This is a genomic window from Streptomyces mangrovisoli, assembly GCF_000974985.2.
GTDB classification, from domain to species: Bacteria; Actinomycetota; Actinomycetes; order Streptomycetales; family Streptomycetaceae; genus Streptomyces; species Streptomyces mangrovisoli.
Genome location: NZ_LAVA02000052.1, coordinates 66,988 through 89,936, shown reverse-complemented (window position 1 = coordinate 89,936; position 22,949 = coordinate 66,988). Strand labels below are relative to the sequence as shown.

General features: G+C 73.3%; 17 protein-coding genes and 1 pseudogene. 9 read left to right on the top strand and 9 right to left on the bottom strand.

What is annotated here, in order from left to right:
* Positions 1-259, bottom strand: a pseudogene (locus tag WN71_RS42295) (DNA-binding transcriptional regulator); the annotation flags it as partial.
* Positions 256-1,206 carry a 5-dehydro-2-deoxygluconokinase gene (gene iolC, locus WN71_RS22420; protein ID WP_046586957.1) on the bottom strand — a complete coding sequence of 317 codons (951 nt, stop codon included), beginning with the start codon at positions 1,204-1,206 and terminating at the stop codon, positions 256-258. The gene iolC and the pseudogene WN71_RS42295, both read right to left, overlap by 4 nt.
* A 325-nt stretch (positions 1,207-1,531) precedes the next feature.
* Between iolC and WN71_RS22415 the strand changes: the two genes are divergently transcribed.
* Complete coding sequence (locus WN71_RS22415) at positions 1,532-2,524, top strand: helix-turn-helix domain-containing protein (protein WP_046586960.1); 993 nt, start codon at positions 1,532-1,534, stop codon at positions 2,522-2,524.
* 441 nt (positions 2,525-2,965) lie between these two features.
* On the top strand, positions 2,966-3,166 hold the full coding sequence (locus WN71_RS22410; RefSeq protein ID WP_046586962.1) for a helix-turn-helix transcriptional regulator: 201 nt from the start codon (positions 2,966-2,968) through the stop codon (positions 3,164-3,166).
* Between the two features lie 71 nt (positions 3,167-3,237).
* On the opposite strand, the gene WN71_RS22405 is transcribed toward WN71_RS22410, so the two are convergent.
* Together WN71_RS22405 and WN71_RS22400 are read right to left on the bottom strand one after the other, a co-directional pair.
* Positions 3,238-4,284 carry a zinc-dependent alcohol dehydrogenase family protein gene (locus WN71_RS22405; protein WP_046586964.1) on the bottom strand — a complete coding sequence of 349 codons (1,047 nt, stop codon included), beginning with the start codon at positions 4,282-4,284 and terminating at the stop codon, positions 3,238-3,240.
* Positions 4,285-4,396: 112 nt separating this feature from the next.
* The gene (locus WN71_RS22400) at positions 4,397-6,751 is read right to left on the bottom strand and encodes an MMPL family transporter (protein WP_079178025.1); all 2,355 of its coding nucleotides are present in this window, start codon (positions 6,749-6,751) and stop codon (positions 4,397-4,399) included.
* A gap of 174 nt (positions 6,752-6,925) precedes the next feature.
* Here WN71_RS22400 and WN71_RS22395 point away from each other — a divergent pair, with 174 nt between their 5' ends.
* The 3 genes from WN71_RS22395 to WN71_RS22385 all read left to right on the top strand — a co-directional run bounded on the left by WN71_RS22395 (position 6,926) and on the right by WN71_RS22385 (position 10,454).
* Positions 6,926-7,591: a TetR/AcrR family transcriptional regulator gene (locus WN71_RS22395; RefSeq protein WP_046586968.1), complete on the top strand. Its 666-nt coding sequence runs from the start codon at positions 6,926-6,928 to the stop codon at positions 7,589-7,591.
* Between the two features lie 171 nt (positions 7,592-7,762).
* Positions 7,763-8,002, top strand: coding sequence for a heavy-metal-associated domain-containing protein (locus tag WN71_RS22390; RefSeq protein ID WP_046591149.1), 240 nt, complete (start codon positions 7,763-7,765; stop codon positions 8,000-8,002).
* Between the two features lie 187 nt (positions 8,003-8,189).
* Positions 8,190-10,454, top strand: coding sequence for a heavy metal translocating P-type ATPase (locus WN71_RS22385; RefSeq protein WP_046591150.1), 2,265 nt, complete (start codon positions 8,190-8,192; stop codon positions 10,452-10,454).
* 686 nt (positions 10,455-11,140) lie between these two features.
* Here WN71_RS22385 and WN71_RS22380 read toward each other — a convergent pair.
* Positions 11,141-12,430 (bottom strand): citrate synthase, encoded by a 1,290-nt coding sequence (locus tag WN71_RS22380; RefSeq protein WP_046591151.1) that lies wholly within the window; start codon positions 12,428-12,430, stop codon positions 11,141-11,143.
* Positions 12,431-12,608: 178 nt separating this feature from the next.
* A complete protein-coding gene (recD2, locus tag WN71_RS22375; RefSeq protein ID WP_046591152.1) occupies positions 12,609-14,855 on the bottom strand; it encodes an SF1B family DNA helicase RecD2 in 2,247 nt (748 codons plus the stop codon).
* A 201-nt stretch (positions 14,856-15,056) separates the two neighbouring features.
* On the opposite strand from recD2, the gene WN71_RS22370 reads away from it, so the two are divergent.
* On the top strand, positions 15,057-15,965 hold the full coding sequence (locus WN71_RS22370; RefSeq protein ID WP_046591153.1) for a ribokinase: 909 nt from the start codon (positions 15,057-15,059) through the stop codon (positions 15,963-15,965).
* A 184-nt stretch (positions 15,966-16,149) separates the two neighbouring features.
* On the opposite strand, the gene WN71_RS22365 is transcribed toward WN71_RS22370, so the two are convergent.
* The 3 genes from WN71_RS22365 to WN71_RS22355 all read right to left on the bottom strand — a co-directional run bounded on the left by WN71_RS22365 (position 16,150) and on the right by WN71_RS22355 (position 19,354).
* Positions 16,150-16,950, bottom strand: a complete 801-nt coding sequence (locus WN71_RS22365) for a sugar phosphate isomerase/epimerase family protein (RefSeq protein ID WP_046591199.1) — start codon at positions 16,948-16,950, stop codon at positions 16,150-16,152.
* A 104-nt stretch (positions 16,951-17,054) separates the two neighbouring features.
* The gene (locus tag WN71_RS22360; protein ID WP_046591154.1) at positions 17,055-18,206 is read right to left on the bottom strand and encodes a dihydrodipicolinate synthase family protein; all 1,152 of its coding nucleotides are present in this window, start codon (positions 18,204-18,206) and stop codon (positions 17,055-17,057) included.
* Complete coding sequence (locus WN71_RS22355) at positions 18,203-19,354, bottom strand: Gfo/Idh/MocA family protein (RefSeq protein WP_046591155.1); 1,152 nt, start codon at positions 19,352-19,354, stop codon at positions 18,203-18,205. Before WN71_RS22355 ends, WN71_RS22360 begins: the two co-directional genes overlap by 4 nt.
* 265 nt (positions 19,355-19,619) lie before the next feature.
* On the opposite strand from WN71_RS22355, the gene WN71_RS22350 reads away from it, so the two are divergent.
* From WN71_RS22350 to WN71_RS22340, 3 genes are all read left to right on the top strand, one after another.
* Entirely contained in the window at positions 19,620-20,666 is a 1,047-nt protein-coding gene (locus tag WN71_RS22350) for a LacI family DNA-binding transcriptional regulator (RefSeq protein ID WP_046591156.1), read from the top strand.
* A gap of 281 nt (positions 20,667-20,947) precedes the next feature.
* On the top strand, positions 20,948-21,880 hold the full coding sequence (locus tag WN71_RS22345) for a bifunctional helix-turn-helix transcriptional regulator/GNAT family N-acetyltransferase (protein WP_046591157.1): 933 nt from the start codon (positions 20,948-20,950) through the stop codon (positions 21,878-21,880).
* Between the two features lie 34 nt (positions 21,881-21,914).
* Positions 21,915-22,715 (top strand): sugar phosphate isomerase/epimerase family protein, encoded by an 801-nt coding sequence (locus tag WN71_RS22340; RefSeq protein ID WP_046591158.1) that lies wholly within the window; start codon positions 21,915-21,917, stop codon positions 22,713-22,715.
* The last annotated feature ends 234 nt before the right edge of the window (positions 22,716-22,949 follow it).

Here is a 22,949-nt window from a genome sequence, read left to right as displayed (position 1 = left end):
CCTCGGAGGTGTGGGGGCGGTCGCCGGGGGCGGGTGGGGGCTCGGGCGCATGGGGGCGGTCGCCGGAGGCGGGTGCAGGCTCAGCGGCCTCGGACGCGCCGTCGCCGGAGGCGGGTGCGGGTTCGGGGGCCTCGGAGGCGTGGGCCCGGTCGCCGGAGGCGGGAGCGGGCTCGGCGGCCTCGGGCGCGCTGCCTCCGTCGCCCGACGTGGGTGGGGGCTCGGACTCGTGGGCGGCGCCCGAGACGCGGCCCGCCCTCACCGCACCGCTCCCGCCGCGAGCGCGGCCTCCACCTCGTCGGGTGTCGGCATCGCGGACGAGCACTCCAGCCGGGAGGCGACGATCGCGCCCGCCGCGTTGGCGTAGCGCATGGTCCGCTCCAGGTCCCAGCCGGCGAGCAGCGCGTGGCAGAGCGCGCCGCCGAACGCGTCCCCGGCGCCGAGCCCGTTGAGGACGCTCACCGGCAGCGGCGGCACCTCGGCCGTGCCCCCCTCGCTGTCGACGGCGAGCACGCCCTTGGGCCCCTGCTTGACGACGGCCAGCCGGACGCCCGCGTCGAGCAGCGCGCGGGCGGCCGCGTGCGGCTCGCGCACCCCGGTGGCGACCTCCACCTCGTCGAGGTTGCCGACGGCGACGGTGGTGTGGCGCAGCGCCTCTGCGTAGAAGGGGCGCGCGGCGTCGGGGTCCGGCCAGAACATGGGCCGCCAGTCGAGGTCGAAGACGGTGGTGCCGGACGCGGCGCGGTGGGCGAGGGCGGCGAGCGTGGCGGTACGGCTGGGCTCCTCGCTCAGTCCGGTGCCGGTGACCCAGAAGACCCGCGCCTCGCGCACGGCGTCGAGGTCCAGTTCGTGGCGGTGGATCTCCAGGTCGGGGGCCTTGGGCAGGCGGTAGAAGTAGAGCGGGAAGTCGTCGGGCGGGAAGACCTCGCAGAAGGTGACGGGCGTGGGCAGGTGCGCGACCGGGGTGACCCAGCGGTCGTCGACGCCGAAGCCGCGCAGTTCGTCGTGGAGGTAGGCGCCGAACGGGTCGTCGCCGGTCCGCGTGATCACCGCGCTGCGCCGCCCGAGGCGGGCCGCCGCCACCGCGACATTGGTCGCCGAGCCGCCGAGGAACTTGCCGAAGGTCGTCACCTGGCCCAGGGGGACACCGGTCTGCAACGGATACAGATCCACTCCGATCCGTCCCATGGTGATCAGGTCGTACGCCATCGAGTTCCCTTCGTCCCGTCCGCCGTGCCGCCGTACCGCCGTGTCGCCGTACCGTCGTCGAGCCTCGCGCGCCGCGCGCCCCGCACCCGGTCCCTCCCCGGTTTTCTAGCCCCGCGTACGAAGCCCTGTCAATGTTTTGTCCGGACATTCGGACCAGATCTTGCCCGCCCTTCTCCGGATCGACGCACGGCCGTCACACCGCCGCCGCCTCGCTCCCCATCTTCCGGCCGGGGCCGAGGTCGCGCGCGTCGTTGCACTTTCAACTCTCCCTGTGCCGTAGCACGATGGGGGCCTCGTACCGACCGCGCGGGGAGGGCGGAAGGCGATGACGAGCACAGTGCGCACCCGATCGGGCAGCGGTCCCGGCGGCTCCTGGGAGACGGCCTGCGCGCCGCCCCACCCCCGGCTGCGGCCGGGGGTGCTCAGCTACCGCGGCATCCGGCTCGACCTGGACGGGCCCCGGCGCCGGCTGGAGACCCCCATCGGGGTGTCCACCCTGCTCCTCGGCTTCGAGGGGCCGATACGCATCTCCCGGGCGGGGCGTGCGCAGCTCTCGCTCACCTCGGTCTGCTCGGGGCTGGCCACGACCCCGGTGATGGGCGAGCACGACGGGCGGGTCGCCGGGATCGAGGTGCTGCTCGCACCCTGGGCCGCGTTCACCCTCTTCGGCACCCCGCAGCACGAACTGGCCGACCAGGCCGTCGACCCCGACGAACTGCCCCGGCCGCCCGGCGCGGCCGGGGCCGGCGGCCCGGCGCGCGGCGTCCGCGGGCTCACCGCCGCCCTGGCCGCGCTGCCCAGCTGGCCGGAACGTTTCGCCTTGCTGGACGACGTGCTGGCCCGCTGGGCCACGGCGGGCGCGCCGACCTCCTCGCGCGTGGTGCGCGCCTGGTCCGAACTCGTGCGTACGGCGGGCGCGATACCGGTGCCGCGCCTGGCCGACGAGGTCGGCTGGAGCGTGCGGCACCTGGAGAACCGTTTCCGGCAGCAGATCGGCCTCGGCCCCAAGGCCGCGGCCCGGGTGCTGCGGCTGCAACGGGCCCGGCGGCTGCTGGCGTCCGGGCACGGACCGGCCGGGACCGCGGCGGCCTGCGGCTACTACGACCAGGCCCACCTCAGCGGCGAGTTCAAGGCGATGACGGGCTGCACGCCCAAGGAGTTCGCGGCCGCCCGGCACGCCCCGGTGCCGGCCCCGGGCTCCGACCGGGTCGCGGGCCAGGCCACCAGCCTGGTGCTGACCTCCGCGGCCGGCCGCAGTGCGGATTTTTCCAAGACCGGGACGGTCCGCGTCAACCAGGCTGTCCCTCCGGCCAGTTGATCCCGGAGATCTGGGGGGTCCGGCGCTCCCGGCGCGCGTACGGGGGGCTCCGGAGCGGTTCCCGGGAGAACTGCGGGGAAGCCGGTGGGTCGGCCCCGGCGCAGCGGGTCCGGCCCACCAAAGGCTTTCCGCGCGCGGGCGCAGTACCGCGCGCCGCGCGCGCTCCGGTGCCGGGCCAGGGGTTTTCCGCGCCCGCATGTCAAGACGCCGCGCCCGTGAGCCGTTGTGCGCCCTTGCGTCACTTCTGCCACAAACACTCCCCCCGTGTCACGGATGTCGCGTGTACGCGGGTTACCGGTCACACCCGGTGCACAGCCGCTTCCCCGCCTTCGGTACGCCTCGTTCACGGGGCACAGGCTTGGTGATCGCCAGCGCAGTGCCCGGCTCCCCCGTCGACCGTCCCCCGGTCGCCCCCGCGGCACGCGCGGGGAGGTGCACGTCATGACCGACCGAAGGCTCTGGTCGTACAAGGAGATCGCGGCGCACATCAAGGTGCAGACGGACACCGTCCGCTCCTACCGCAAGCACGGCCTGCTGCCCCCGCCCGACCATGTCGAGGCCGGCAAGCCCTACTGGTACGCCGAGACCGTCCACGCCTGGGTCGCCTCCCGGCCCCGCAACCGCGGACGAAGACTGGATTGAGGGCTCGGCGCCCCCCGATGCCCCTGCTCCCCGGCACCCCTGGTCCTCGGTGCCCCCGGTGGTCCCGGCGCTCAGCAGCGCCAGGGCTCGGCGACCGTCACCCCCGCGCCCGGCGCCGTCCCCATCGCGGCGAGCGCCGAGGGGACCGCGTCCAGCCCGATCGTCGACGTCACCAGCAGAGCGGGGCGCAGCACCCCGGCCCGGACCAGTTCCAGCATCGGCGGATAGGTGTGCGCCGCCATGCCGTGGCTGCCGAGGAGTTCGAGCTCCAGGGCGATGGCACGGGCCAGCGGTACCGGGGTCCGGCCGTCCGGCGAGGGCAGCAGGCCCACCTGGACATGACGGCCGCGGCGGCGCAGGGACTCGACCGAGGCCGCGCAGGTGACCGGTGAGCCGAGGGCGTCCAGCGAGAGGTGGGCGCCCCCGGAGGTGAGGTCGCGGACCGCCGCCGCCGGGTCCGGTACGGCCGTGGCGTCCACCGTCCGCACCGCCCCGAACTCCCTTGCCAGCCGCAGGGCTTCGGACGAGACGTCGACGGCGACCACACGGGCGCCGGACGCGGCCGCGATCATCACCGCGGACAGGCCCACCCCGCCGCAGCCGTGCACCGCCACCCACTCCCCCGCGGCCACCCGGCCCTGCTGCGTCACCGCCCGGAAGGCGGTGGCGAACCGGCAGCCGAGCCCGGCCGCGGTGGCGTACGACAGGTCGTCGGGCACGGCCACCAGGTTGACGTCGGCATGGTCCAGCGCGACGAACTGGGCGAAGGAGCCCCAGTGCGTGAAGCCGGGCTGGGTCTGGCGCTCGCAGACCTGGTGGTCGCCCGCCCGGCAGGAGGGGCAGTCACCGCAGGCGCAGACGAAGGGCACGGTGACCCGGTCGCCGGGGCGCCAGCCGGTGACCCGTGGGCCCACCGCCTCCACCACACCGGCCAGTTCATGGCCGGGCACGTGCGGGAGGGTGATGTCCGGGTCGTGGCCCGCCCAGCCGTGCCAGTCGCTGCGGCACAGGCCGGTGGCCTCGACCCGCACCACCACGCCGTGCTCCGCGGGCGCCGGGTCCGGGACCTCCCGCACCTCGGCCGTCTCGCCGTACCGCTCGAAGACCACCGCCCGCATCGCACGCCCCTCAGTCGCCCACCGGAGTAGCCCACCGGATCGGATGATCACCGATCCACCGATCCGGCCGGAACGCTACCCGCCGCACACGGTCGTCGCCGCGCCGGTCGCGCTACCCCCGCGCCTCCACCGATTCCCCGTCCCGGCCGCTCTCCACCCTGGAGGATGCCCCGGCGGACGTCGCGGAGGCGGGCTCGGCAGCGGGCTCGGCAGCGGGCTCGGCGGACGTCGCGGAGGCCGGCTCGGTGGCGGCCCGTGAAGCCGGTTCCCCCTCACTCAGGCCGAACCGCGCATGGAAGCGGCGCAACGGGGCCGGAGCCCACCAGGTGGCGCGGCCCGTGAGGCGCATGATCGCCGGGACCAGCAGGCTGCGCACGACCATCGCGTCCATCACGACCGCGAGCGCGATGCCGAGGCCGAGCATCTTGGTGTTGGTCACGCGCGAGGTGCCGATCGCGACCATCACCACGGCCAGGATGACGGCCGCCGCGGTGATCAGCCCGCCCGTGCGCTGCAACCCGTGCCGCACGGCCTCGCGGTGGTCCCCGGTGGTGTCGTACTCCTCCTTGATGCGGGAGAGCAGGAAGACGCCGTAGTCCATGGAGAGGCCGAAGGCCACGCAGAACATCAGCACGGGCAGGGTGGTCTCGATGGAACCGGGGCTGGTGAAGCCGAGCAGCCCGGAGAGGTGCCCGTCCTGGAAGACCCAGACCACCGCACCGAACATCGCGGTGAGGCTGAGCGCGTTGAGCAGCACCGCCTGGAGCGGGATCACCACGCTGCCGGTGAGCAGGAAGACCAGCAGCAGGGTGACGACGACGATGAAGGCCGCCGCCCAGGGCAGATGCCGGGATATCGCGTGCTTGGAGTCGACCAGCACGGCCGCCGTGCCGGTCACCTTCGTCTCGAACGGGGCCCGCACCGCGCGCAGATCGCCCACGAGCCGCTGCGCCGGGTCGTCGACGGCCTCGCCCCTGGGCAGCACCGTGAAGTAGGCGGCGTCACCCTGCACCAGCGGGCCCTGCACCTGGGCGACCTCGGGCAGGGCGGCGATCCGCTGCTTGTACGCGGCGTACTGCGCGGTGGTCGCCCTGCCCTCCGCGAGCACTTCGAGGCCACCGCCGGGGCTGCCCGGGAAGCCGTCCCTGATGTGCTGCTGGACCACGTGGGACTCCGCCGAGGACGGCAGCTGGCGGTCGTCGGCGGTGCCGAACTTCACGCCCAGGAAGGGCAGTCCGAGCACGATCAGCACGACGGTGGTGGCCACGGCGAAGAGCGGGGCGCGGCGCATCACCAGCGTCGCCGTGCGGGCCCAGGCGGTGCCGTCGGCGCCGGACGGGCGCGGGGCGCCGCCACGGTCTCCGCGACGGAAGGCGCGGCGCAGGTCCAGTGCGTCGACCCGCCTGCCGAGCAGGACCAGCGCGGCGGGCAGCAGGATCAGGGCGGCCGCGGCGGCCAGCAGCACCACGGCGATGCCGGCGTAGGCGAAGGAGCGCAGGAAGTACTGCGGGAAGACCAGCATCGCCGCGAGCGAGACCGCGACGGTGAGCGCGGAGAACAGGACCGTGCGGCCCGCGGTGCGCAGGGTGGTACCGACGGCCGTCAGCGGATCGGCGCCGGTGGCCAGTTCCTCGCGGAAGCGGCGCACGATGAACAGGGCGTAGTCGATGGCGAGGCCGAGGCCGAGGGCCGTGGTGAGGTTCAGCGCGAAGACGGAGACGTCGGTGAACTCCGTCAGACCCCGCAGCACCGCGTTGGTGCCGAGGATCGAGACGATGCCGATGCCCAGCGGCAGCAGGGCCGCGACCGCGCTGCCGAAGACCATCACGAGCAGCACCAGGGTGATGGGCAGGGCGATCAGCTCGGCGCGGGTGAGGTCCTCCTTGATGATCGTCTGCATCTCGTGGCGGACGGCGACCGGGCCGCCGACCTTGACCGTCACCGGGCCGTGCGTCCCGCGGAAGGCGGGTGTGATGCGGTCGAGGGTCTCGCCCATCGCCTTCTCGTCGCCGGTGATGCGGGCGGCGATCAGCGCCTCGTGGCCGTCCTTCGCGCGCAGCGAGGGGGTGCCCGACTGCCAGTAGGAGCCGACGCCTATGACGCCCTTCTCGCCCGCCAGCCGCGAGGTGAGCCGGCGGGCCTCGGCGGCGACCGCGGGGTCGTCGACCGAGACGCGGCCGGAGCCGACCAGGAGCAGCAGGTTGGGCTGGGAGGCGGGGAACTCCCGCTCCAGGGCCTTGGTCGCGTAGGTCGACTCGGCGGCCGGGTCCTCCCAGCCACCGCTGCCCATGCGGTCGGCGACCCCGCTGCCGACCACCACGGCGAGGGCGGTGAGCACCAGGGCCACCAGCAGCGACAGCCGGGGGCGGGCGGTGACGAAGCGGGTCCAGCCCTCCGGACGGCGCGGCCCCGCCCCGTCCCGCGGCAGCCCGCTCCCTGTCCGCGCCGGCGTGTTGACTTCGGTCATCGTGCGGTGTCCCCTTCACCGTGATCCCTGCCGGGTGCGGATCCGCCGTGCGCGGAGGGCATGCAGCATGGGTATGTCCGTAGAATCGAAAACACGAGATATCGCTCGCGTTCCACCAGAATGCGAGCGACCACTCGCGTTTGTCAATCGCGTTCGGAGAGTTGGGGAAAACGCGTGCCCGACCACCAGGAGAAGGAACAGCCGCGCCGCCGTCAGGCGCGCGGCGAGCGGCGCATGGCCCAGTTGCTGGAGGCCGCCGCCGCCGTCTTCTGCACCACCGGCTACACGGCCGCCAGCACCAATGCCATCGCGCGCGAGGCGGGCGTCTCCCCCGGCACGCTGTACCAGTTCTTCCCGAACAAGGAGGCCATCGCCATCGAGCTGGGCGAGCGGCTGGTGCACGAACTGCGCGACACCTACGGCGAGGCGCTCGCCCCGGTGGACCCGGCGACCCCGCTGGAGGAGGCCGTCGGCGCCGCCGTCGACCGGTTCATCGCCTTCAACTGCAACCACCCGGTCTTCTTCGCCCTCATGCACGGCCCCGACATCCCGGGCCGGATCGCCGAGGAGCACGACGCGCTGCACGCCACGCTGCTGAGCCGGATCGCCGAGCTGCTCTCGTCGTTCCTGCCGGAGGACACGCCCGGCGCGGACGTCACGCGCACCGCGCAGATGGTCCTCGGCGTGTACAAGGCGGGCCTGGAGCTGGTGCTGGCCCACGAGGGCGCCGAGCGCGAGGCGTACGTGCAGGAGCTGAAGGACGTCCTCGTCCGCTACCTGGCCCCGCTGGTGGGCCCGCGCCTGGGCCGCCCCGCCGGCACGCCGGCGACCACCGACTGACGCCGACACCCGCCGACCGAAGACCGACACGCGCCGCTCGGCGGGCGCCGACCGACGACCGCCGGTCGCCGCCCGCCGAGCGTTGAGTCATACCCCCTAGGGGTATAGTCTTGTGGTACGGGCCCCACCGTGGGTCACGTGAGCCCCACACGCCTCTGCGAGGAGAACGACATGACCGCCCAGACCGACACTGCGGGTTCCGTCACCACCGTCTACAAGGTGAGCGGGATGAGCTGCGGACACTGCGAGGGCTCCGTCTCGGGCGAGATCGCCGGGATCGCGGGCGTCGGCTCGGTGAAGGCCGTCGCCTCCACCGGCGAGGTCACCGTCGTCTCCGAGGCCCCGTTGGACGAGGCCGCCGTGCGCGCCGCGGTCGACGAGGCGGGCTTCGAGCTCGTCGGCACGGTCTGAGCACACCCGAGCAGCCCGCGCCGCGCGCCTGAACAGCCCGCGTCACGCACTCGCCCGGCGCACCCGCTCCGGGCACCCCCGCGCACCCCGCCCGGAGCCCCGCTCCGCGCACCCGTTCCCCGACCGGGCCGCCCCGACCAGCTGATACTGGATCCGTGCGGTCCGGTCCGATGTCTGGAGTCCGGACATGACCACCACCACCCAGCCGCCGATAGCCGACGCGTCGGACGCGTCGCAGGTCGAGCTGCTGATCGGCGGGATGACCTGCGCCTCCTGCGCGGCCCGCGTCGAGAAGAAGCTCAACCGGATGGACGGCGTCACCGCCACCGTCAACTACGCGACGGAGAAGGCGAAGGTCAGCTACGCCCCGGGCGTCGAGGTCGCCGACCTGATCGCCACCGTGGAGCGGACCGGGTACACCGCCGAGCAGCCGCCCCCGCCGCCCGAGCCGGACCCCGCGCCCGCCGGCCGGGCGGCGGACGCCCCCGGCGAGCCGCGCGACCCGGCGCTCGACGCGCTGCGCGAGCGGCTGACCGTCTCGGCGCTGCTCGCCCTGCCGGTCGTCGTGCTGGCGATGGTGCCCGCCCTCCAGTTCGACAACTGGCAGTGGCTGTCGCTGACCCTGGCCGCGCCGGTCGTCGTCTGGGGCGGCCTGCCCTTCCACCGGGCCGCGTTCACGAACGCCCGGCACGGCGCCGCCACCATGGACACGCTGGTCTCCCTCGGCACGCTGGCGGCCTTCGGCTGGTCGCTGTGGGCGCTGTTCGGCGGCGACGCGGGGATGCCCGGGATGCACGACGCGTTCCGCCTCACGGCCTCGCGCGCGGACGGCGCCTCCACGATCTACCTGGAGGTGGCCTCCGGGGTCGTCGCGCTGATCCTGCTCGGCCGCTATCTGGAGGCCCGCTCCAAGCGGCGGGCGGGCGCGGCGCTGCGGGCGCTGCTGGAGCTCGGCGCGAAGGACGTCGCCGTACTGCGGGCGGGCCGGGAGGTGCGCGTCCCCGTCGCGTCACTGACGGTCGGGGACCGTTTCGTCGTACGGCCCGGGGAGAAGATCGCGACCGACGGCACCGTCGTCGAGGGCGCCTCCGCGGTGGACCTGTCGATGCTGACCGGCGAGTCGGTGCCGGTGGACGTGGGCGTGGGCGACGCGGTCACCGGCGCCACCGTGAACGCCGGCGGCCGGCTGGTCGTCGAGGCGACCCGGGTGGGCGCCGACACCCAGCTCGCCCGGATGGCGCGGCTGGTGGAGGACGCGCAGAACGGCAAGGCGCGGGTGCAGCGGCTCGCCGACCGCGTCTCGGGCGTGTTCGTGCCGGTGGTGATGGCGATCGCGCTCGGCACGTTCGGGGTGTGGCTCGGCGTCACCGGCGACACCGCCGCGGCCTTCACCGCTGCCGTCGCCGTGCTGATCATCGCCTGCCCGTGCGCGCTGGGCCTCGCCACGCCGACCGCGCTGATGGTCGGCACGGGCCGCGGGGCGCAGCTCGGCATCCTGATCAAGGGTCCGGAGGTCCTGGAGTCGACCCGGCGCGTCGACACGGTCGTCCTGGACAAGACCGGCACGGTGACCACCGGACGGATGACGCTCGGCGAGGTGCACGTGGCCGAGGGCGCCGACGAGCGGGAGGTGCTGCGGCTCGCGGGCGCCCTGGAGCACGCCTCCGAGCACCCGCTCGCGCGGGCGGTCGCACAGGGCGCGCGGGAGCGCGTGGGGGCGCTCCCCGAGGTGTCGGGCTTCGAGAACGTCCCCGGCCGGGGCGTGCGCGGACGCGTGGAAGGCCGGGAGGTGACCGTCGGACGGCTGTACGACAGCCTGCCCGCGGAGCTGGCCCGCGCGAAGGACGAGGCCGAGCGGGACGGCCGCAGCGCCGTGGTGGTCGGCTGGGACGGGACCGCGCGCGCGGTCCTCGCGGTGGCCGACGCGGTGAAGGAGACCAGCGCCGAGGCGGTGCGCGAGCTGCGCGCGCTGGGGCTCACCCCGGTGCTGCTGACCGGCGACAACCGGGCGGTGGCCGAGGCGGTGGCACGGGCCGTCGGCATCGACGAGGTGATCGCCGAGGTGCTGCCCGAGGACAAGGTCGACGTCGTACGACGGCTCCAGCGCGAGGGGCGGACCGTGGCGATGGTCGGCGACGGCGTCAACGACGCGGCCGCGCTGGCCGCCGCCGATCTGGGCCTGGCGATGGGCACCGGGACGGACGCAGCGATCGAGGCGGGCGACCTGACGCTGGTGCGCGGGGATCTCCGGGCGGCCGCGGACGCGATCAGGCTGGCGCGCCGGACGCTCGGCACGATCAAGGGCAACCTGGTGTGGGCGTTCGGATACAACGTGGCGGCGCTGCCGCTGGCCGCCGCGGGACTGCTGAATCCGATGATCGCGGGGGCCGCGATGGCCTTCTCGTCTGTGTTCGTGGTCACCAACAGTCTGCGGCTGCGCACATTCCGCTGAATCCCGGGCGACCCCGAGGCTGCCCAAGACCACTCAAAAGGGACTCCGCGGGACCGGCACAACGGCGTTACCGCAGGTTACTTCGATTTTCACCGAAGCCGAAGTAAGAGTCCCCCTAGAGTCCGGCGCGCGGCTCACATAAGCTCTTCACAAGCCTCGCGCATCATCCTTACGCTGGGGCCTCGATCGCTGCTATCGGGCTCTTGCGCATCTACCGGACATATGCAAGAGACGCAGATCACAGTGATGTGAACGTAACCATCGAAGGGGTTCGAAGGTCTAAGTTGACGATGTCAGAAAGCGTCTTGGGGGGCGCCGACTGGCATCTGAGGATGTCTTGGGGGACTTCCTCAGAGGTGCGTTGCCGGGACACGCACGACGAGAAGCTTTGAGCGGCCCTCTCGTCCGTGCGCTGTCCCGGCAAGACCGCACACCCATGAGTACGGCGAGATCCACTCGTTTGCTCAACAGCACCACAGCAAGATCAAAAAAAGACGCGGCACGTCGGCGACGACATGGCGCGTCCAGTGAGACAGCGAATTCAGGCGCTGTCCTCCTCAGACGCCCGGCCGGATCCCGTGGGGGGAATCCGCACCGGGACATGGGAAGGCGCCCTGGTCGTCGGCCCGTGGGGGGACCGGCGTCAGGGCGCCTTCTGCTGTCTTGCTGCGGCTCGCGCCGAGGGCTCAGCGCTCCTCGACCGGGACGAAGTCGCGCTCGACGACGCCCGTGTAGATCTGGCGCGGGCGGCCGATGCGGGAACCCGGCTCCTTGATCATCTCGTGCCACTGGGCGATCCAGCCCGGCAGCCGGCCGAGGGCGAACAGGACCGTGAACATCTCGGTCGGGAAGCCCATCGCGCGGTAGATCAGACCCGTGTAGAAGTCCACGTTCGGGTAGAGGCTGCGCGAGACGAAGTAGTCGTCGGAGAGCGCGTGCTCCTCGAGCTTCAGCGCGATGTCCAGCAGCTCGTCGGACTTGCCGAGCGCCGAGAGGACGTCGTGCGCCGCAGCCTTGATGATCTTCGCGCGCGGGTCGAAGTTCTTGTAGACCCGGTGGCCGAAGCCCATCAGGCGGACGCCGTCCTCCTTGTTCTTCACCTTGCGGATGAAGGAGTCGACATCGCCGCCGCTGGCCTGGATGCCCTCGAGCATCTCCAGGACGGACTGGTTGGCGCCACCGTGCAGGGGGCCCCACAGCGCGTTGATGCCGGCCGAGATCGACGCGAACATGTTCGCCTGCGACGAGCCCACCAGGCGCACGGTCGACGTGGAGCAGTTCTGCTCGTGGTCGGCGTGCAGGATGAGCAGCTTGTCGAGGGCGGAGACGACCACCGGGTCGAGCTCGTACTCCTGCGCCGGCACCGAGAACGTCATGCGCAGGAAGTTCTCGACGTAGCCGAGGTCGTTGCGCGGATAGACGAACGGGTGACCGATCGACTTCTTGTACGCGTAGGCGGCGATCGTCGGAAGCTTGGCGAGCAGCCGGATCGTGGAGAGATTGCGCTGCTTCTCGTCGAACGGGTTGTGGCTGTCCTGGTAGAAGGTCGACAGCGCCGAGACGACGGAGGACAGCATCGCCATCGGGTGGGCGTCGCGCGGGAAGCCCCGGTAGAAGTTCTTGACGTCCTCGTGCAGCAGGGTGTGCTGCGTGATCTCGTTCTGGAACGAGGTGAGCTCGTCGATCGTCGGCAGCTCACCGTTGATCAGCAGGTACGCCACCTCCAGGAAGGTGGAGCGCTCGGCCAGCTGCTCGATCGGGTAGCCGCGGTACCGGAGGATGCCCGCCTCGCCGTCGAGGTAGGTGATCGCGGATTTATAGGCGGCGGTGTTGCCGTAGCCGCTGTCCAGAGTCACCAGACCGGTCTGGGCGCGGAGCTTCCCGATGTCGAAGCCCTTGTCGCCGACGGTGCTGTCGATCACCGGGTAGGTGTACTCGCCGTCGCCGTACCGCAGTACTACAGAGTTGTCGCTCACGTCTTCCCTCACCGACGTAGTGCCTCATCTTCGAGGTGCCCTGACTGTCTCTACCATCCCCCATTTGGCGCAGGAGAGTGCACTCGGGGTCGACCATTGGGCCTATTGGCGGCACTCAGTGCCGCCAACCTGCTCATCCTGCCCGGTCGCCGTCCCTTCTGGAAGGGCTCTGTGACCTTCACGACTCATTTGATCGATCATTTTTTGTGATGAGCCTGACGTCGAGCGCCGTGCAGCGCCGTCCGGCCGACACCGTGCGCACCGCCTGGCCTATCGCCTTGCGCGAACCGACCAGCACGACAAGCTTCTTGGCCCGTGTGACCGCCGTGTACAGCAGGTTCCGCTGGAGCATCATCCATGCGCCGGTGGTGACGGGGATCACCACCGCGGGATATTCACTCCCCTGGGAACGGTGAATGGTCACGGCGTAAGCGTGCGCCAGTTCGTCCAGTTCGTCGAACTCGTACGGCACCTCCTCGTCCTCGTCCGTCAGCACGGTGAGGCGCTGTTCCACCGGGTCGAGGGAGGTGACGACACCGACGGTGCCGTTGAAGACGCCGCTCTGGCCCTTCTCGTAGTTGTTGCGGATCTGGGTGACCTTGTCGCCGACGCGGAACACCCGCCCGCCGAACCGCTTCTCCGGCAGCTCGGGACGGCCGGGGGTGACGGCCTGCTGGAGCAGGCCGTTGAGGGTGCCCGCGCCGGCCGGGCCGCGGTGCATCGGGGCGAGGACCTGCACGTCCCGGCGCGGGTCGAGCCCGAACCGGGCCGGGATCCGCCGGGCCGCCACGTCGACCGTGAGCCGCCCGGCCTCCTCGGTGTCCTCCTCCACGAACAGGAAGAAGTCCTTCATGCCGTCGGTGATCGGGTGCTGCCCGGCGTTGATGCGGTGCGCGTTGGTCACCACGCCGGACTGCTGGGCCTGGCGGAACACCCGCGTCAGCCGCACGGCCGGGATCGGGCTGCCGTCGGCGAGCAGATCGCGCAGCACCTCCCCGGCGCCGACGCTGGGCAGCTGGTCCACGTCGCCGACGAACAGCAGATGGGCGCCGGGCGGGACCGCCTTCACCAGCTTGTTGGCGAGCAGCAGATCCAGCATGGACGCCTCGTCGACCACCACCAGGTCGGCGTCGAGCGGCCGGTCCCGGTCGTAGGCCGCGTCGCCGCCGGGCTTCAGCTCCAGCAGGCGGTGCACGGTGGACGCCTCCGCGCCGGTCAGCTCCGCGAGGCGCTTGGCGGCGCGGCCGGTGGGCGCGGCCAGCACGACCTTGGCCTGCCTGGCGCGGGCCAGCTCCACGATCGAGCGGACGGTGAAGGACTTGCCGCAGCCCGGTCCGCCGGTGAGGACCGCGACCCTCCGGGTCAGCGCCAGCCGTACGGCCGCCTCCTGCTCGGGCGCGAGCTCGGTGCCCGTACGCCCCTTCAGCCAGCTCAGCGCCTTGTCCCAGACGACGTCACGGAAGCCGGGCATCCGGTCCTCGTCGGTGCGCAGCAGGCGCAGCAGCTGGGCGGCGAGGGAGAGTTCCGCGCGGTGGAAGGGGACCAGGTAGACGGCGGTGACCGGATCGGGGCCGCCGTCCGGGTCCGGCACCTTCTCCCGTACGACCCCCGGGTCGCCGCCGTCCTCGGGGACCCGGGCCAGCTCGTCCAGGCACTCGATGACCAGCCCGGTGTCGACCTGCAGCAGCTTCACGGCGTCGGCGATCAGCCGTTCCTCGGGCAGATAGCAGTGGCCCTGGTCGGCGGACTGGGACAGCGCGTACTGCAGGCCCGCCTTCACTCGTTCGGGGCTGTCGTGCGGGATGCCGACGGACTGGGCGATCCGGTCGGCGGTGAGGAAGCCGATGCCCCAGACGTCGGCGGCGAGGCGGTAGGGCTGGTTCTTCACCACCGAGATCGACGCGTCGCCGTACTTCTTGTAGATGCGGACGGCGATCGACGTGGAGACCTCGACGCTCTGGAGGAAGAGCATGACCTCCTTGATCGCCTTCTGCTCCTCCCAGGCGTCGGCGATCTTCCGGGTGCGCTTGGGGCCGAGCCCGGGCACCTCGATCAGCCGCTTCGGCTCCTCCTCGATGATCCTGAGGGTGTCGACGCCGAAGTGCCGGGTGATGCGGTCGGCGAAGACCGGGCCGATGCCCTTGACCAGGCCGGAGCCGAGGTAGCGGCGGATGCCCTGGACCGTGGCCGGCAGGACCGTCGTGTAGTTCTCCACCGTGAACTGCTTGCCGTACTGCGGGTGGGAGCCCCAGCGGCCCTCCATCCGCAGCGACTCGCCGACCTGGGCGCCGAGCAGCGCGCCGACCACGGTGAGGAGGTCGCCCGCCCCCCGGCCGGTGTCGACGCGGGCGACCGTATAGCCGTTCTCCTCGTTCGCGTACGTGATGCGTTCGAGGACCCCTTCGACCACCGCCTGGTTGGACATGGCTCGACGGTACCGGTGGGGTCGGACATCCCGGACCCGACCCGGACCCGACCCGGACCCGATCCCGCCCCGCCCGGACCCCGATCCCGCCCCGCCCCCGACCCGACCCGGAAACCGTGCTGCGCGACCCGCCCGGGAGTTGGCAGGATGCGGGGACCGCCCGAACACCCGTGCGCGGGCCTTCTTCCCGGGAGTCGATGCATGTACGGCTACGACCTCCTGGTCGTGGGTTCGGCCAACGCCGACCTGGTGATCGGTGTGGAACGGCGGCCGGACCCGGGCGAGACGGTGCTCGGCTCCGACCTGGCCGTGCACCCCGGCGGCAAGGGCGCCAACCAGGCGGTGGCCGCGGCCCGGCTCGGCGCGCGCACCGCGCTGCTGGCCCGGGTCGGCGACGACGCGCACGGCCGGCTGCTGCTGGACTCGCTGCGCGGCGCGGGCGTGGACACGGTGGGCGTACTGGTGGGCGGGGCGCCGACCGGGGTCGCGCTGATCACCGTGGACTCCGGCGGGGACAACGCGATCGTGGTGTCGCCGGGCGCGAACGGCCTGCTGACACCGGCCGACGCGCGCGCCGCGACCAGCCTGTTCCATGCCTCCCGGGTGGTGTCGGCGCAGCTGGAGATCCCGCTGGAGACGGTCGTGGACGTCGTACGGGCGCTGCCGCCCGAGACGCGTTTCGTGCTGAACGCGTCGCCGCCCCGGGCGCTGCCCGCCGAGGTGCTGGCCGCCTGCGACCCGCTGATCGTCAACGAGCACGAGGCCCGGGTGCTCCTGGGCGGGTCCCGGGTGGGCGAGGACCCCGCGGACTGGGCGCGGATCCTGCTGGCCAAGGGCCCGCGCGCGGTGGTGGTGACGCTGGGCGCGCGGGGCGCGCTGGTGGCGTCGAGGGACGGCGTCGCGCACGTCCCGGCGCTCGACGTGACACCGGTGGACACGACGGGCGCGGGCGACGCGTTCACCGCGGCGCTGGCCTGGCGGCTGAGCCGGGGCGAGCCTCTCGTCGAGGCGGCGGCCTACGCGGCCCGGGTGGGTGCGGCGACGGTCACCCGCAGGGGTGCGCAGGCGTCGTTCCCGACGGCGCGGGACGTGGCGGCCGCGCGCAGCTGAGGGCGGACAGCTTCGAGGGGGTCCCACCCGTCGGTCGGACCCCCTCGGCTCTTCCCCTCCACATCAGAACCCCCGCGATCCCCCCGGATCCCCCTCCAAAGGTCCTGATGCCACGTACGACCCGCGAGGTCGGGAAAGGGTTGCACGGCGATTCCAAGATTTTTCCGGTGCCGCGGGGCCGGGATCAGTCGAAGACGTGGGCGGCGAACCGGCGGACCGTGTCGGCGAACAGCTCGCGCCCGGGGCGGGCCCACAGGTCCTCGTTGAAGAGCTCGACCTCGATGAGGCCGGTGTGTCCCGCGGCCTCCGCCAGGGCCCGCCAGGCCCGCAGATCGATCGCGCCGTCGCCGAGCGGGCCGCGGCCGTTGAGCACGCCGTGCGGCAAGGGCGTGATCCAGTCGGCGAGTTGGAAGGCGAGCAGGCGGCCGCCCGCGCCCGCGCGGGCGATCTGCTCCGGCGCCCGGTCGTCCCACCAGATGTGGTACGTGTCGACCGTGACGCCGACCTGCTCCGCCGGGAAGCGTTCCGCGAGGTCCAGGGCCTGCGCCAGGGTGGAGACCACGCAGCGGTCGGCGGCGAACATCGGGTGCAGCGGCTCCAGGGCGAGGCGCACCCCGCGCTCCTCGGCGTACGGCCCCAGTTCGGCCAGCGCGTCGGCGATCCGCTCGCGCGCCCCGTGCAGGTCCTTCGAGCCCGCCGGGAGCCCGCCGGAGACCAGCACGAGGGTGGTGGTGCCGAGGGCGGCCGCCTCGTCGACCGCGCGGCGGTTGTCGTCCAGGGCGGCGGCCCGCTCGCCCGGTGCGAGCGCGGTCAGGAAGCCGCCGCGGCACAGCGTGGTGACGGTGAGCCCGGCGTCGCGCATGAGCCGGGCCGCGGCCGGGACGCCGTAGGACCGGACCGGTTCGCGCCACAGGCCGACCCCGGGCACCCCGAACTCGACGCAGTTGTCGGCGAGTTCGGGAAGGGTCAGCTGCTTGACGGTCATCTGGTTGACGGACAGGCGGGTGAGCGGGTCGAAGGCCCGGTCCGCGGTGGGCCGGGCGAGCGGGTCGGCGGTCCGGTCGGCGATGGGCCGGGTGAGCGGGTCGGTCACTGGGTCACTCCGTGCAGCGCGAGGAGGGTCCGCATCCGGTGCTCTGCCTGCTTCGGGTCCGGGAACAGGCCGAGACCGTCCGCGAGTTCGTAGGCGCGGGCGAGGTGCGGGAGGGAACGGGCCGACTGGAGGCCGCCGACCATCGTGAAGTGCTCCTGGTGTCCGGCCAGCCAGGCGAGCAGGACGACCCCCGTCTTGTAGAAGCGGGTCGGGGTCTCGAAGAGGTGCCGGGCCAGCGGGACGGTCGGGTCCAGCAGGGCGCGGAAGCCGGGCCCGTCGCCCGCGTCGAGCCGCCGTAGCGCCCGGGCCGCCGACGGTCCCAGCGGGTCGAGGACACCGAGCAGGGCGTGGCTGAAGCCGAGTCCGTCGCCCTCGATCAGCTCGGGGTAGTGGAAGTCGTCGCCGGTGTAGCAGCGCACGCCCGCCGGCAGGCGACGGCGCAGGTCCTTCTCGCGCCGGGCGTCGAGCAGGGAGATCTTGACCCCGTCGACCTTGCCGGGGTGGTCCGCGACGACGTCGAGGAACACCTCCGTCGCCGTGTCGAGGTCGGCCGAGCCCCAGTAGCCCGCCAGGGCGGGGTCGAACATCGGGCCGAGCCAGTGCAGGATCACCGGCCGGGCGGACTGGCGCAGCAGCCGCCCGTAGATCTCCCGGTAGTCGTCGGGCCCGTCGGCCGCCGCCGCCAGCGCGCGGGAGGCCATCAGGACCGGCTGGGCGCCGCACTCCTCGACGAGGGCGAGCTGTTCCTCGTAGGCGGCGCGGACCTCGGCGAGGGTGCCGCGGTCGAGCTGGTCGGTGCCCGCGCCGCACGCGATCCGGCCGCCGGCCGCCCGCGCCTCCGCGCTGCTGCGGCGGATCAGTTCGGCCGCGCCCGCCCAGTCCAGGCCCATGCCACGCTGGGCGGTGTCCATGGCCTCGGCGACCCCGAGCCCGTGGGCCCACAGATGGCGGCGGAAGGCGAGGGTGGCGTCCCAGTCGACCGCGGCGGGCAGGCCGGGTCCGGCCGCGGCGAGCGGGTCGGCCACGACATGCGCCGCCGCGAGGACCGTACGGCTGGTGAAGGGGGCGCCGGGGGTGAGGTCGAGGGGCTCGGCGCGGGGTTCGTAGAGCCGCGTCCCGCCGTCCGGGCCGGGCAGTCGCAGGGTCACAGCGCGATCTCCGGTACGTCGATGCGGCGGCCCTCGGCCGAGGAGCGCAGGGCCAGTTCGGCGAGCTGGACGCCGCGGGCGCCGGCCAGCAGGTCCCAGTGGTAGGGGGCGTCGGCGTAGACGTGCCGCAGGAACAGCTCCCACTGGGCCTTGAACCCGTTGTCGAACACGGTGTTGTCTGGGACCTCCTGCCACTGCTCGCGGAAGGCGTGGCCGGCCGGCACGTCGGGGTCCCACACCGGCTTGGGGGTGGTGGAGCGGTGCTGGACGCGGCAGCCGCGCAGCCCGGCGACTGCGGAGCCCTCGGTGCCGTCGACCTGGAACTCGACGAGTTCGTCGCGGTGGACGCGGACCGCCCAGGAGGAGTTGATCTGCGCGATCGCGCCGCCGGCCAGTTCGAAGACGCCGTAGGCGGCGTCGTCGGCGGTGGCGTCGTAGGGCTTGCCGCGCTCGTCCCAGCGCTGCGGCAGGTGGGTGGTGGCGAGCGCCTGCACGGAGGTGACCCGGCCGAACAGCTCGTGCAGGACGTACTCCCAGTGCGGGAACATGTCGGCGACGATGCCGCCGCCGTCCTCGGCACGGTAGTTCCACGACGGCCGCTGGGCGCTCTGCCAGTCGCCCTCGAAGACCCAGTAGCCGAACTCGCCGCGGACGGAGAGGATCCGGCCGAAGAAGCCGCCGTCGACCAGCCGCTTCAGCTTGAGCAGGCCGGGCAGGAAGATCTTGTCCTGTACGACGCCGTGCCGGACACCCTTGTCGCGCGCGAGCCGGGCGAGTGCGAGGGCCCCGTCCAGGCCGGTGGCGGTGGGCTTCTCGGTGTAGACGTGCTTGCCCGCGACGATCGCCCGGCGGAGCGCGTCCTCGCGGGCGGCGGTCACCTGGGCGTCGAAGTAGATCTCCACGGTGGGGTCGGCGAGGACCGCGTCGAGGTCGGTCGAGACGTGTTCCAGGCCGTGGCGTTCGGCGAGCGCCGCCAGGGCGGACGCGCGGCGACCCACCAGGACCGGCTCCGGCCACAGCACGGTGCCGCCACCGAGCTCGAGTCCGCCCTGTTCGCGCAGGGCGAGGATCGAGCGGACGAGGTGCTGTCGGTGACCCATCCGCCCGGTCACACCGTTCATGGCGATACGCACCGTCTTGCGTTTCACTGCGTCCCCTTAACGTCCGCGGAGCCCCCGGCACGGCCGGGCATCCCGAGCAGCAAGCGCTTTCTATATCCGTCGACGCTATCCGCTCATCCCATTTCTGTACAAGACCGTGACAAGGCCGAGTCGTTCGAGGGGGCGAACAACTCGGGATATTGGCCTTATGGTCTGCAGGAACGCGCCAGGGGGGCGCCGCGGGAACCGGGACGGGTCCGCGGCGGTCTGGTACGACGGCGTACGACGACATGCGCGACCGGAGGACGACAACATGACGGTGACCCTGGCGGACGTGGCTGCCCGCGCCCAGGTCTCGCCCGCGACGGTGTCGCGCGTGCTCAACGGCAACTACCCGGTCGCCGCCTCCACCCGCGAGCGGGTGCTGCGGGCCGTCGACGAGCTGGACTACGTCCTCAACGGCCCCGCGAGCGCGCTCGCCGCCGCCACCTCCGACCTGGTCGGCATCCTCGTCCACGACATCGCCGACCCGTTCTTCGGGATCATGGCGAGCGCGATCCAGGCGGAGATCGGCGGGACGGGCGGACGCGCCGGGGGCGAGCGGCTGGCCGTCGTCTGCAACACCGGGGGCCTGCCGGAGCGGGAGCTGACCTATCTCACCCTGCTCCAGCGGCAGCGGGCCGCGGCCGTGGTGCTCACCGGCGGGGCCGTGGAGAACGCGCCGCACGCGGCGGCGGTCGCCACGAAGCTGCGCAAGCTCGCGGAGGCCGGGACGCGGGTGGTGCTGTGCGGGCGGCCGCCGGTCGTGGACACGCCGGCGATCGCGCTCGCCTTCGACAACCGGGGCGGGGCGCGGCAGCTGACGGAGCATCTGCTCGGGCTCGGCCACCGGCGGCTCGGCTACATAGCGGGCCCCGAGGAGCGCACCACGACCCGGCACCGGCTGGAGGGCCACCGGGCCGCGCTGGCCGCGCAGGGCATCGAGGACGACCCGCGGCGGACGGTCCACGGGCGCTACGACCGGCGCTCCGGGTACGAGGCCACGCTGGAGCTGCTGCGCCGGGATCCGTCGCTGACGGCGGTCGTCGCGGCGAACGACTCCGTCGCGCTGGGGGCGTGTGCCGCGCTGCGGGAGTCGGGGCTGCGGGTTCCCGACGACGTGTCGGTGGCGGGCTTCGACGATCTGCCGTTCAGCGTGGACGCGGTGCCCTCGCTGACGACGGTCCGGCTGCCGCTGGCCGAGGCGGGGGCCCGTGCCGGGCGGATCGCGATGGGGCGGGAGGAGGCGCCGCCCGGGGGGATGGCGACGGTTCGCGGGGAACTCATGGTGCGGGGGTCCTCCGGGGTTCCGCGGCGGTGAGGTGAGGTGGGTGGGGGCTCGGGTGCGGGGGCTGCCGCCCCCACGCCCCTGCCTTCGGCCTGGACGGCCTCGTCCTCAATCGCCGGACGGGCTGGAGGTGCCTCGGACGGCGCTGCGGGAAGTGACGGGGACGGGCCGGGGGGTCTCGGACGGCGCTGCGGGAAGTGACGGGGACGGGGGCGGACCGGCGGAGTGGGCCCCGTGGACGGGACGAAGGCGCGAGGCTAGCCTCTTCGGCAGGTATCTCTGACTGAGTCAACTGTCTTCGCCGGGGGCGGACCATGACCGTTCAGGACATTCGGGCCTTCAACCGCTTCTACACCAACGTCATCGGGGCGCTCGACTACGGGCGGCAGCTCTACGCGCCCTACACGCTCACCGAGTCGCGGGTGCTGTACGAGCTCGCCCACGCGGCGCGGACCGACGCGGCCGACCTGCGGGCCGGGCTCTCGCTGGACGCGGGGTATCTGAGCCGCATCCTCAGCAAGTTCGAGAAGGACGGGCTCGTCGTGCGGGCGCCGTCCGAGGAGGATCCGCGGCGGCGGCGGATCGGCCTGACCGCGCGCGGGCGGGAGACCGCCGCCCTGCTGGAGGAGCGGGCGCGGGACAGCGTCGGTTCGCTGCTGGAGACCGTGGCGCCCGCCGACCGGCCCCGGCTCGCGGAGGCCCTGCGGACCGTGCGCACGCTGCTGTCCGGCGGGCCGGGCCCCCGGCCCGAGGACGTCGTGCTGCGCGAGCCCGCCGCCGGCGACCTGGGCTGGATCGTGCAGCGCAACGCCGCCGTGTACGCCGCCGAGTACGGCTGGAACACCGACTACGAGGGCCTCGTCGCCCGGATCGTCGCCGACTTCGCCGAGGACCACGACCCGCATCTGGAACGGGTGTGGATCGCCGAGCTGGACGGCAGGCCGGTGGGGTGCGTGATGTGCGTGCGCGACGAGGCGCCCGGCACCGCGCGGCTGCGGCTGCTGCTGGTCGAGCCGGAGGCGCGCGGGCTGCGCATCGGCGACCGGCTCGTGGCGGCCGTGATCTCCTTCGCCCGCGAGGTCGGCTACCGCGACCTGGTGCTGTGGACCAACGACGTCCTCTCCGCCGCCCGGCACCTCTACCGGCGCCACGGCTTCGTCCTCGGCGCCGAGACACCGCACCGCTCCTTCGGCAAGGACCTGGTCGGGCAGGACTGGCGGCTGGATCTGCACGGCGCGCGCGAGTGACCGGGGGCGGGGCCGCGGCAGTAAGGTCCGAGGCATGAAGCTGGCCTTCTCCACCCTCGGTGTGCCCGGTCTGCCCATGCCGGACGTGATCCGGCTCGCCGCCCGGCACGGCTATCACGGTGTCGAACTCCGCGCCCACCCGGAGGAACCCGTCCACCCCGGTCTGCCACCGGGTGAACGGGCCGACCTCGCCGCCGCGTTCAAGGGCGCCGGGATCGAGGTGCTCGGGCTCGCGGGGTACGCCCGGGTCGCGGCGCCCGGCGACGACGGACCCGTGCTCGACGAGATCCGCGCCCTGCTGGAGCTGGCCCGCGACCTGGACGCGTCCTTCGTGCGGGTGTTCCCGGGGGCCGCCGACGGCCAGGACCCGGCCGAGGCGGACGCCGTCGCGGCCCGGCGGCTGGGCACGGCCGCCGAGGACGCCACGGCGCTCGGCGTGCGGGTGCTCCTGGAGACCCACGACTCGCACCCCACCGGCGCCGCCGCGATCCGTGCCCTCGGACCTGTCGGGCACCGCGGGGTCGGCGCCCTGTGGGACGTGATGGCGGCCTGGCGGGGCGGCGAGCAGCCGTCGCAGACCTACGCCGCCCTCGCGCCGTACCTCGGCTATGTGCAGGTCAAGGACATCGCCTCCGCCGACGACACCACGCCGGTGCCGCTCGGCGCCGGGGTGCTGCCGCTCGCCGACACCGTCGAGGTGCTCTCCCGGCACGGCTGGGACGGCTGGCTGTGCTGGGAGTACGAGAAGCGGTGGTACGCGTCCGTCCCGCCGCTGCCGGACCTGCTGGACGCGGGGCGGGAGCATCTGGGACGGCTGCTCAACGACTCGGCCTGAGGCCCTGCGGGCGGCTGCTCAACGACTCGGCCTGAGGCCCTGCGGGCGGCTGCTCAACGACTCGGCCCGAGGCCCCGCGGGCGGCTGCTCAACGACTCGGCCCGAGGCCCTGCGGGCGGCTCGGACCGCGGGCGGGGGACCGGCCCTCGGTGAGGGTCCCGGCCGCCGTCGCGCACCCGGGCCGGCCGGGCCGGTCCGGGCCGTCGGATAACGGTTGGCGCAGGTCAGGGCCGT

What these genes read in the sequence shown, in the direction of transcription:
- WN71_RS22345 (WP_046591157.1), top strand. Translation starts at nt 20,948, where the DNA reads ATGACCGTTCAGGACATTCGGGCCTTCAACCGCTTCTACACCAACGTC.
- WN71_RS22410 (WP_046586962.1), top strand. Translation starts at nt 2,966, where the DNA reads ATGACCGACCGAAGGCTCTGGTCGTACAAGGAGATCGCGGCGCACATC.
- WN71_RS22370 (WP_046591153.1), top strand. Translation starts at nt 15,057, where the DNA reads ATGTACGGCTACGACCTCCTGGTCGTGGGTTCGGCCAACGCCGACCTG.
- WN71_RS22385 (WP_046591150.1), top strand. Translation starts at nt 8,190, where the DNA reads ATGACCACCACCACCCAGCCGCCGATAGCCGACGCGTCGGACGCGTCG.
- WN71_RS22350 (WP_046591156.1), top strand. Translation starts at nt 19,620, where the DNA reads ATGACGGTGACCCTGGCGGACGTGGCTGCCCGCGCCCAGGTCTCGCCC.
- WN71_RS22415 (WP_046586960.1), top strand. Translation starts at nt 1,532, where the DNA reads ATGACGAGCACAGTGCGCACCCGATCGGGCAGCGGTCCCGGCGGCTCC.
- WN71_RS22340 (WP_046591158.1), top strand. Translation starts at nt 21,915, where the DNA reads ATGAAGCTGGCCTTCTCCACCCTCGGTGTGCCCGGTCTGCCCATGCCG.
- WN71_RS22390 (WP_046591149.1), top strand. Translation starts at nt 7,763, where the DNA reads ATGACCGCCCAGACCGACACTGCGGGTTCCGTCACCACCGTCTACAAG.
- recD2 (WP_046591152.1), bottom strand. Translation starts at nt 14,855, where the DNA reads ATGTCCAACCAGGCGGTGGTCGAAGGGGTCCTCGAACGCATCACGTAC.
- WN71_RS22365 (WP_046591199.1), bottom strand. Translation starts at nt 16,950, where the DNA reads ATGACCGTCAAGCAGCTGACCCTTCCCGAACTCGCCGACAACTGCGTC.
- WN71_RS22405 (WP_046586964.1), bottom strand. Translation starts at nt 4,284, where the DNA reads ATGCGGGCGGTGGTCTTCGAGCGGTACGGCGAGACGGCCGAGGTGCGG.
- iolC (WP_046586957.1), bottom strand. Translation starts at nt 1,206, where the DNA reads ATGGCGTACGACCTGATCACCATGGGACGGATCGGAGTGGATCTGTAT.
- WN71_RS22400 (WP_079178025.1), bottom strand. Translation starts at nt 6,751, where the DNA reads ATGACCGAAGTCAACACGCCGGCGCGGACAGGGAGCGGGCTGCCGCGG.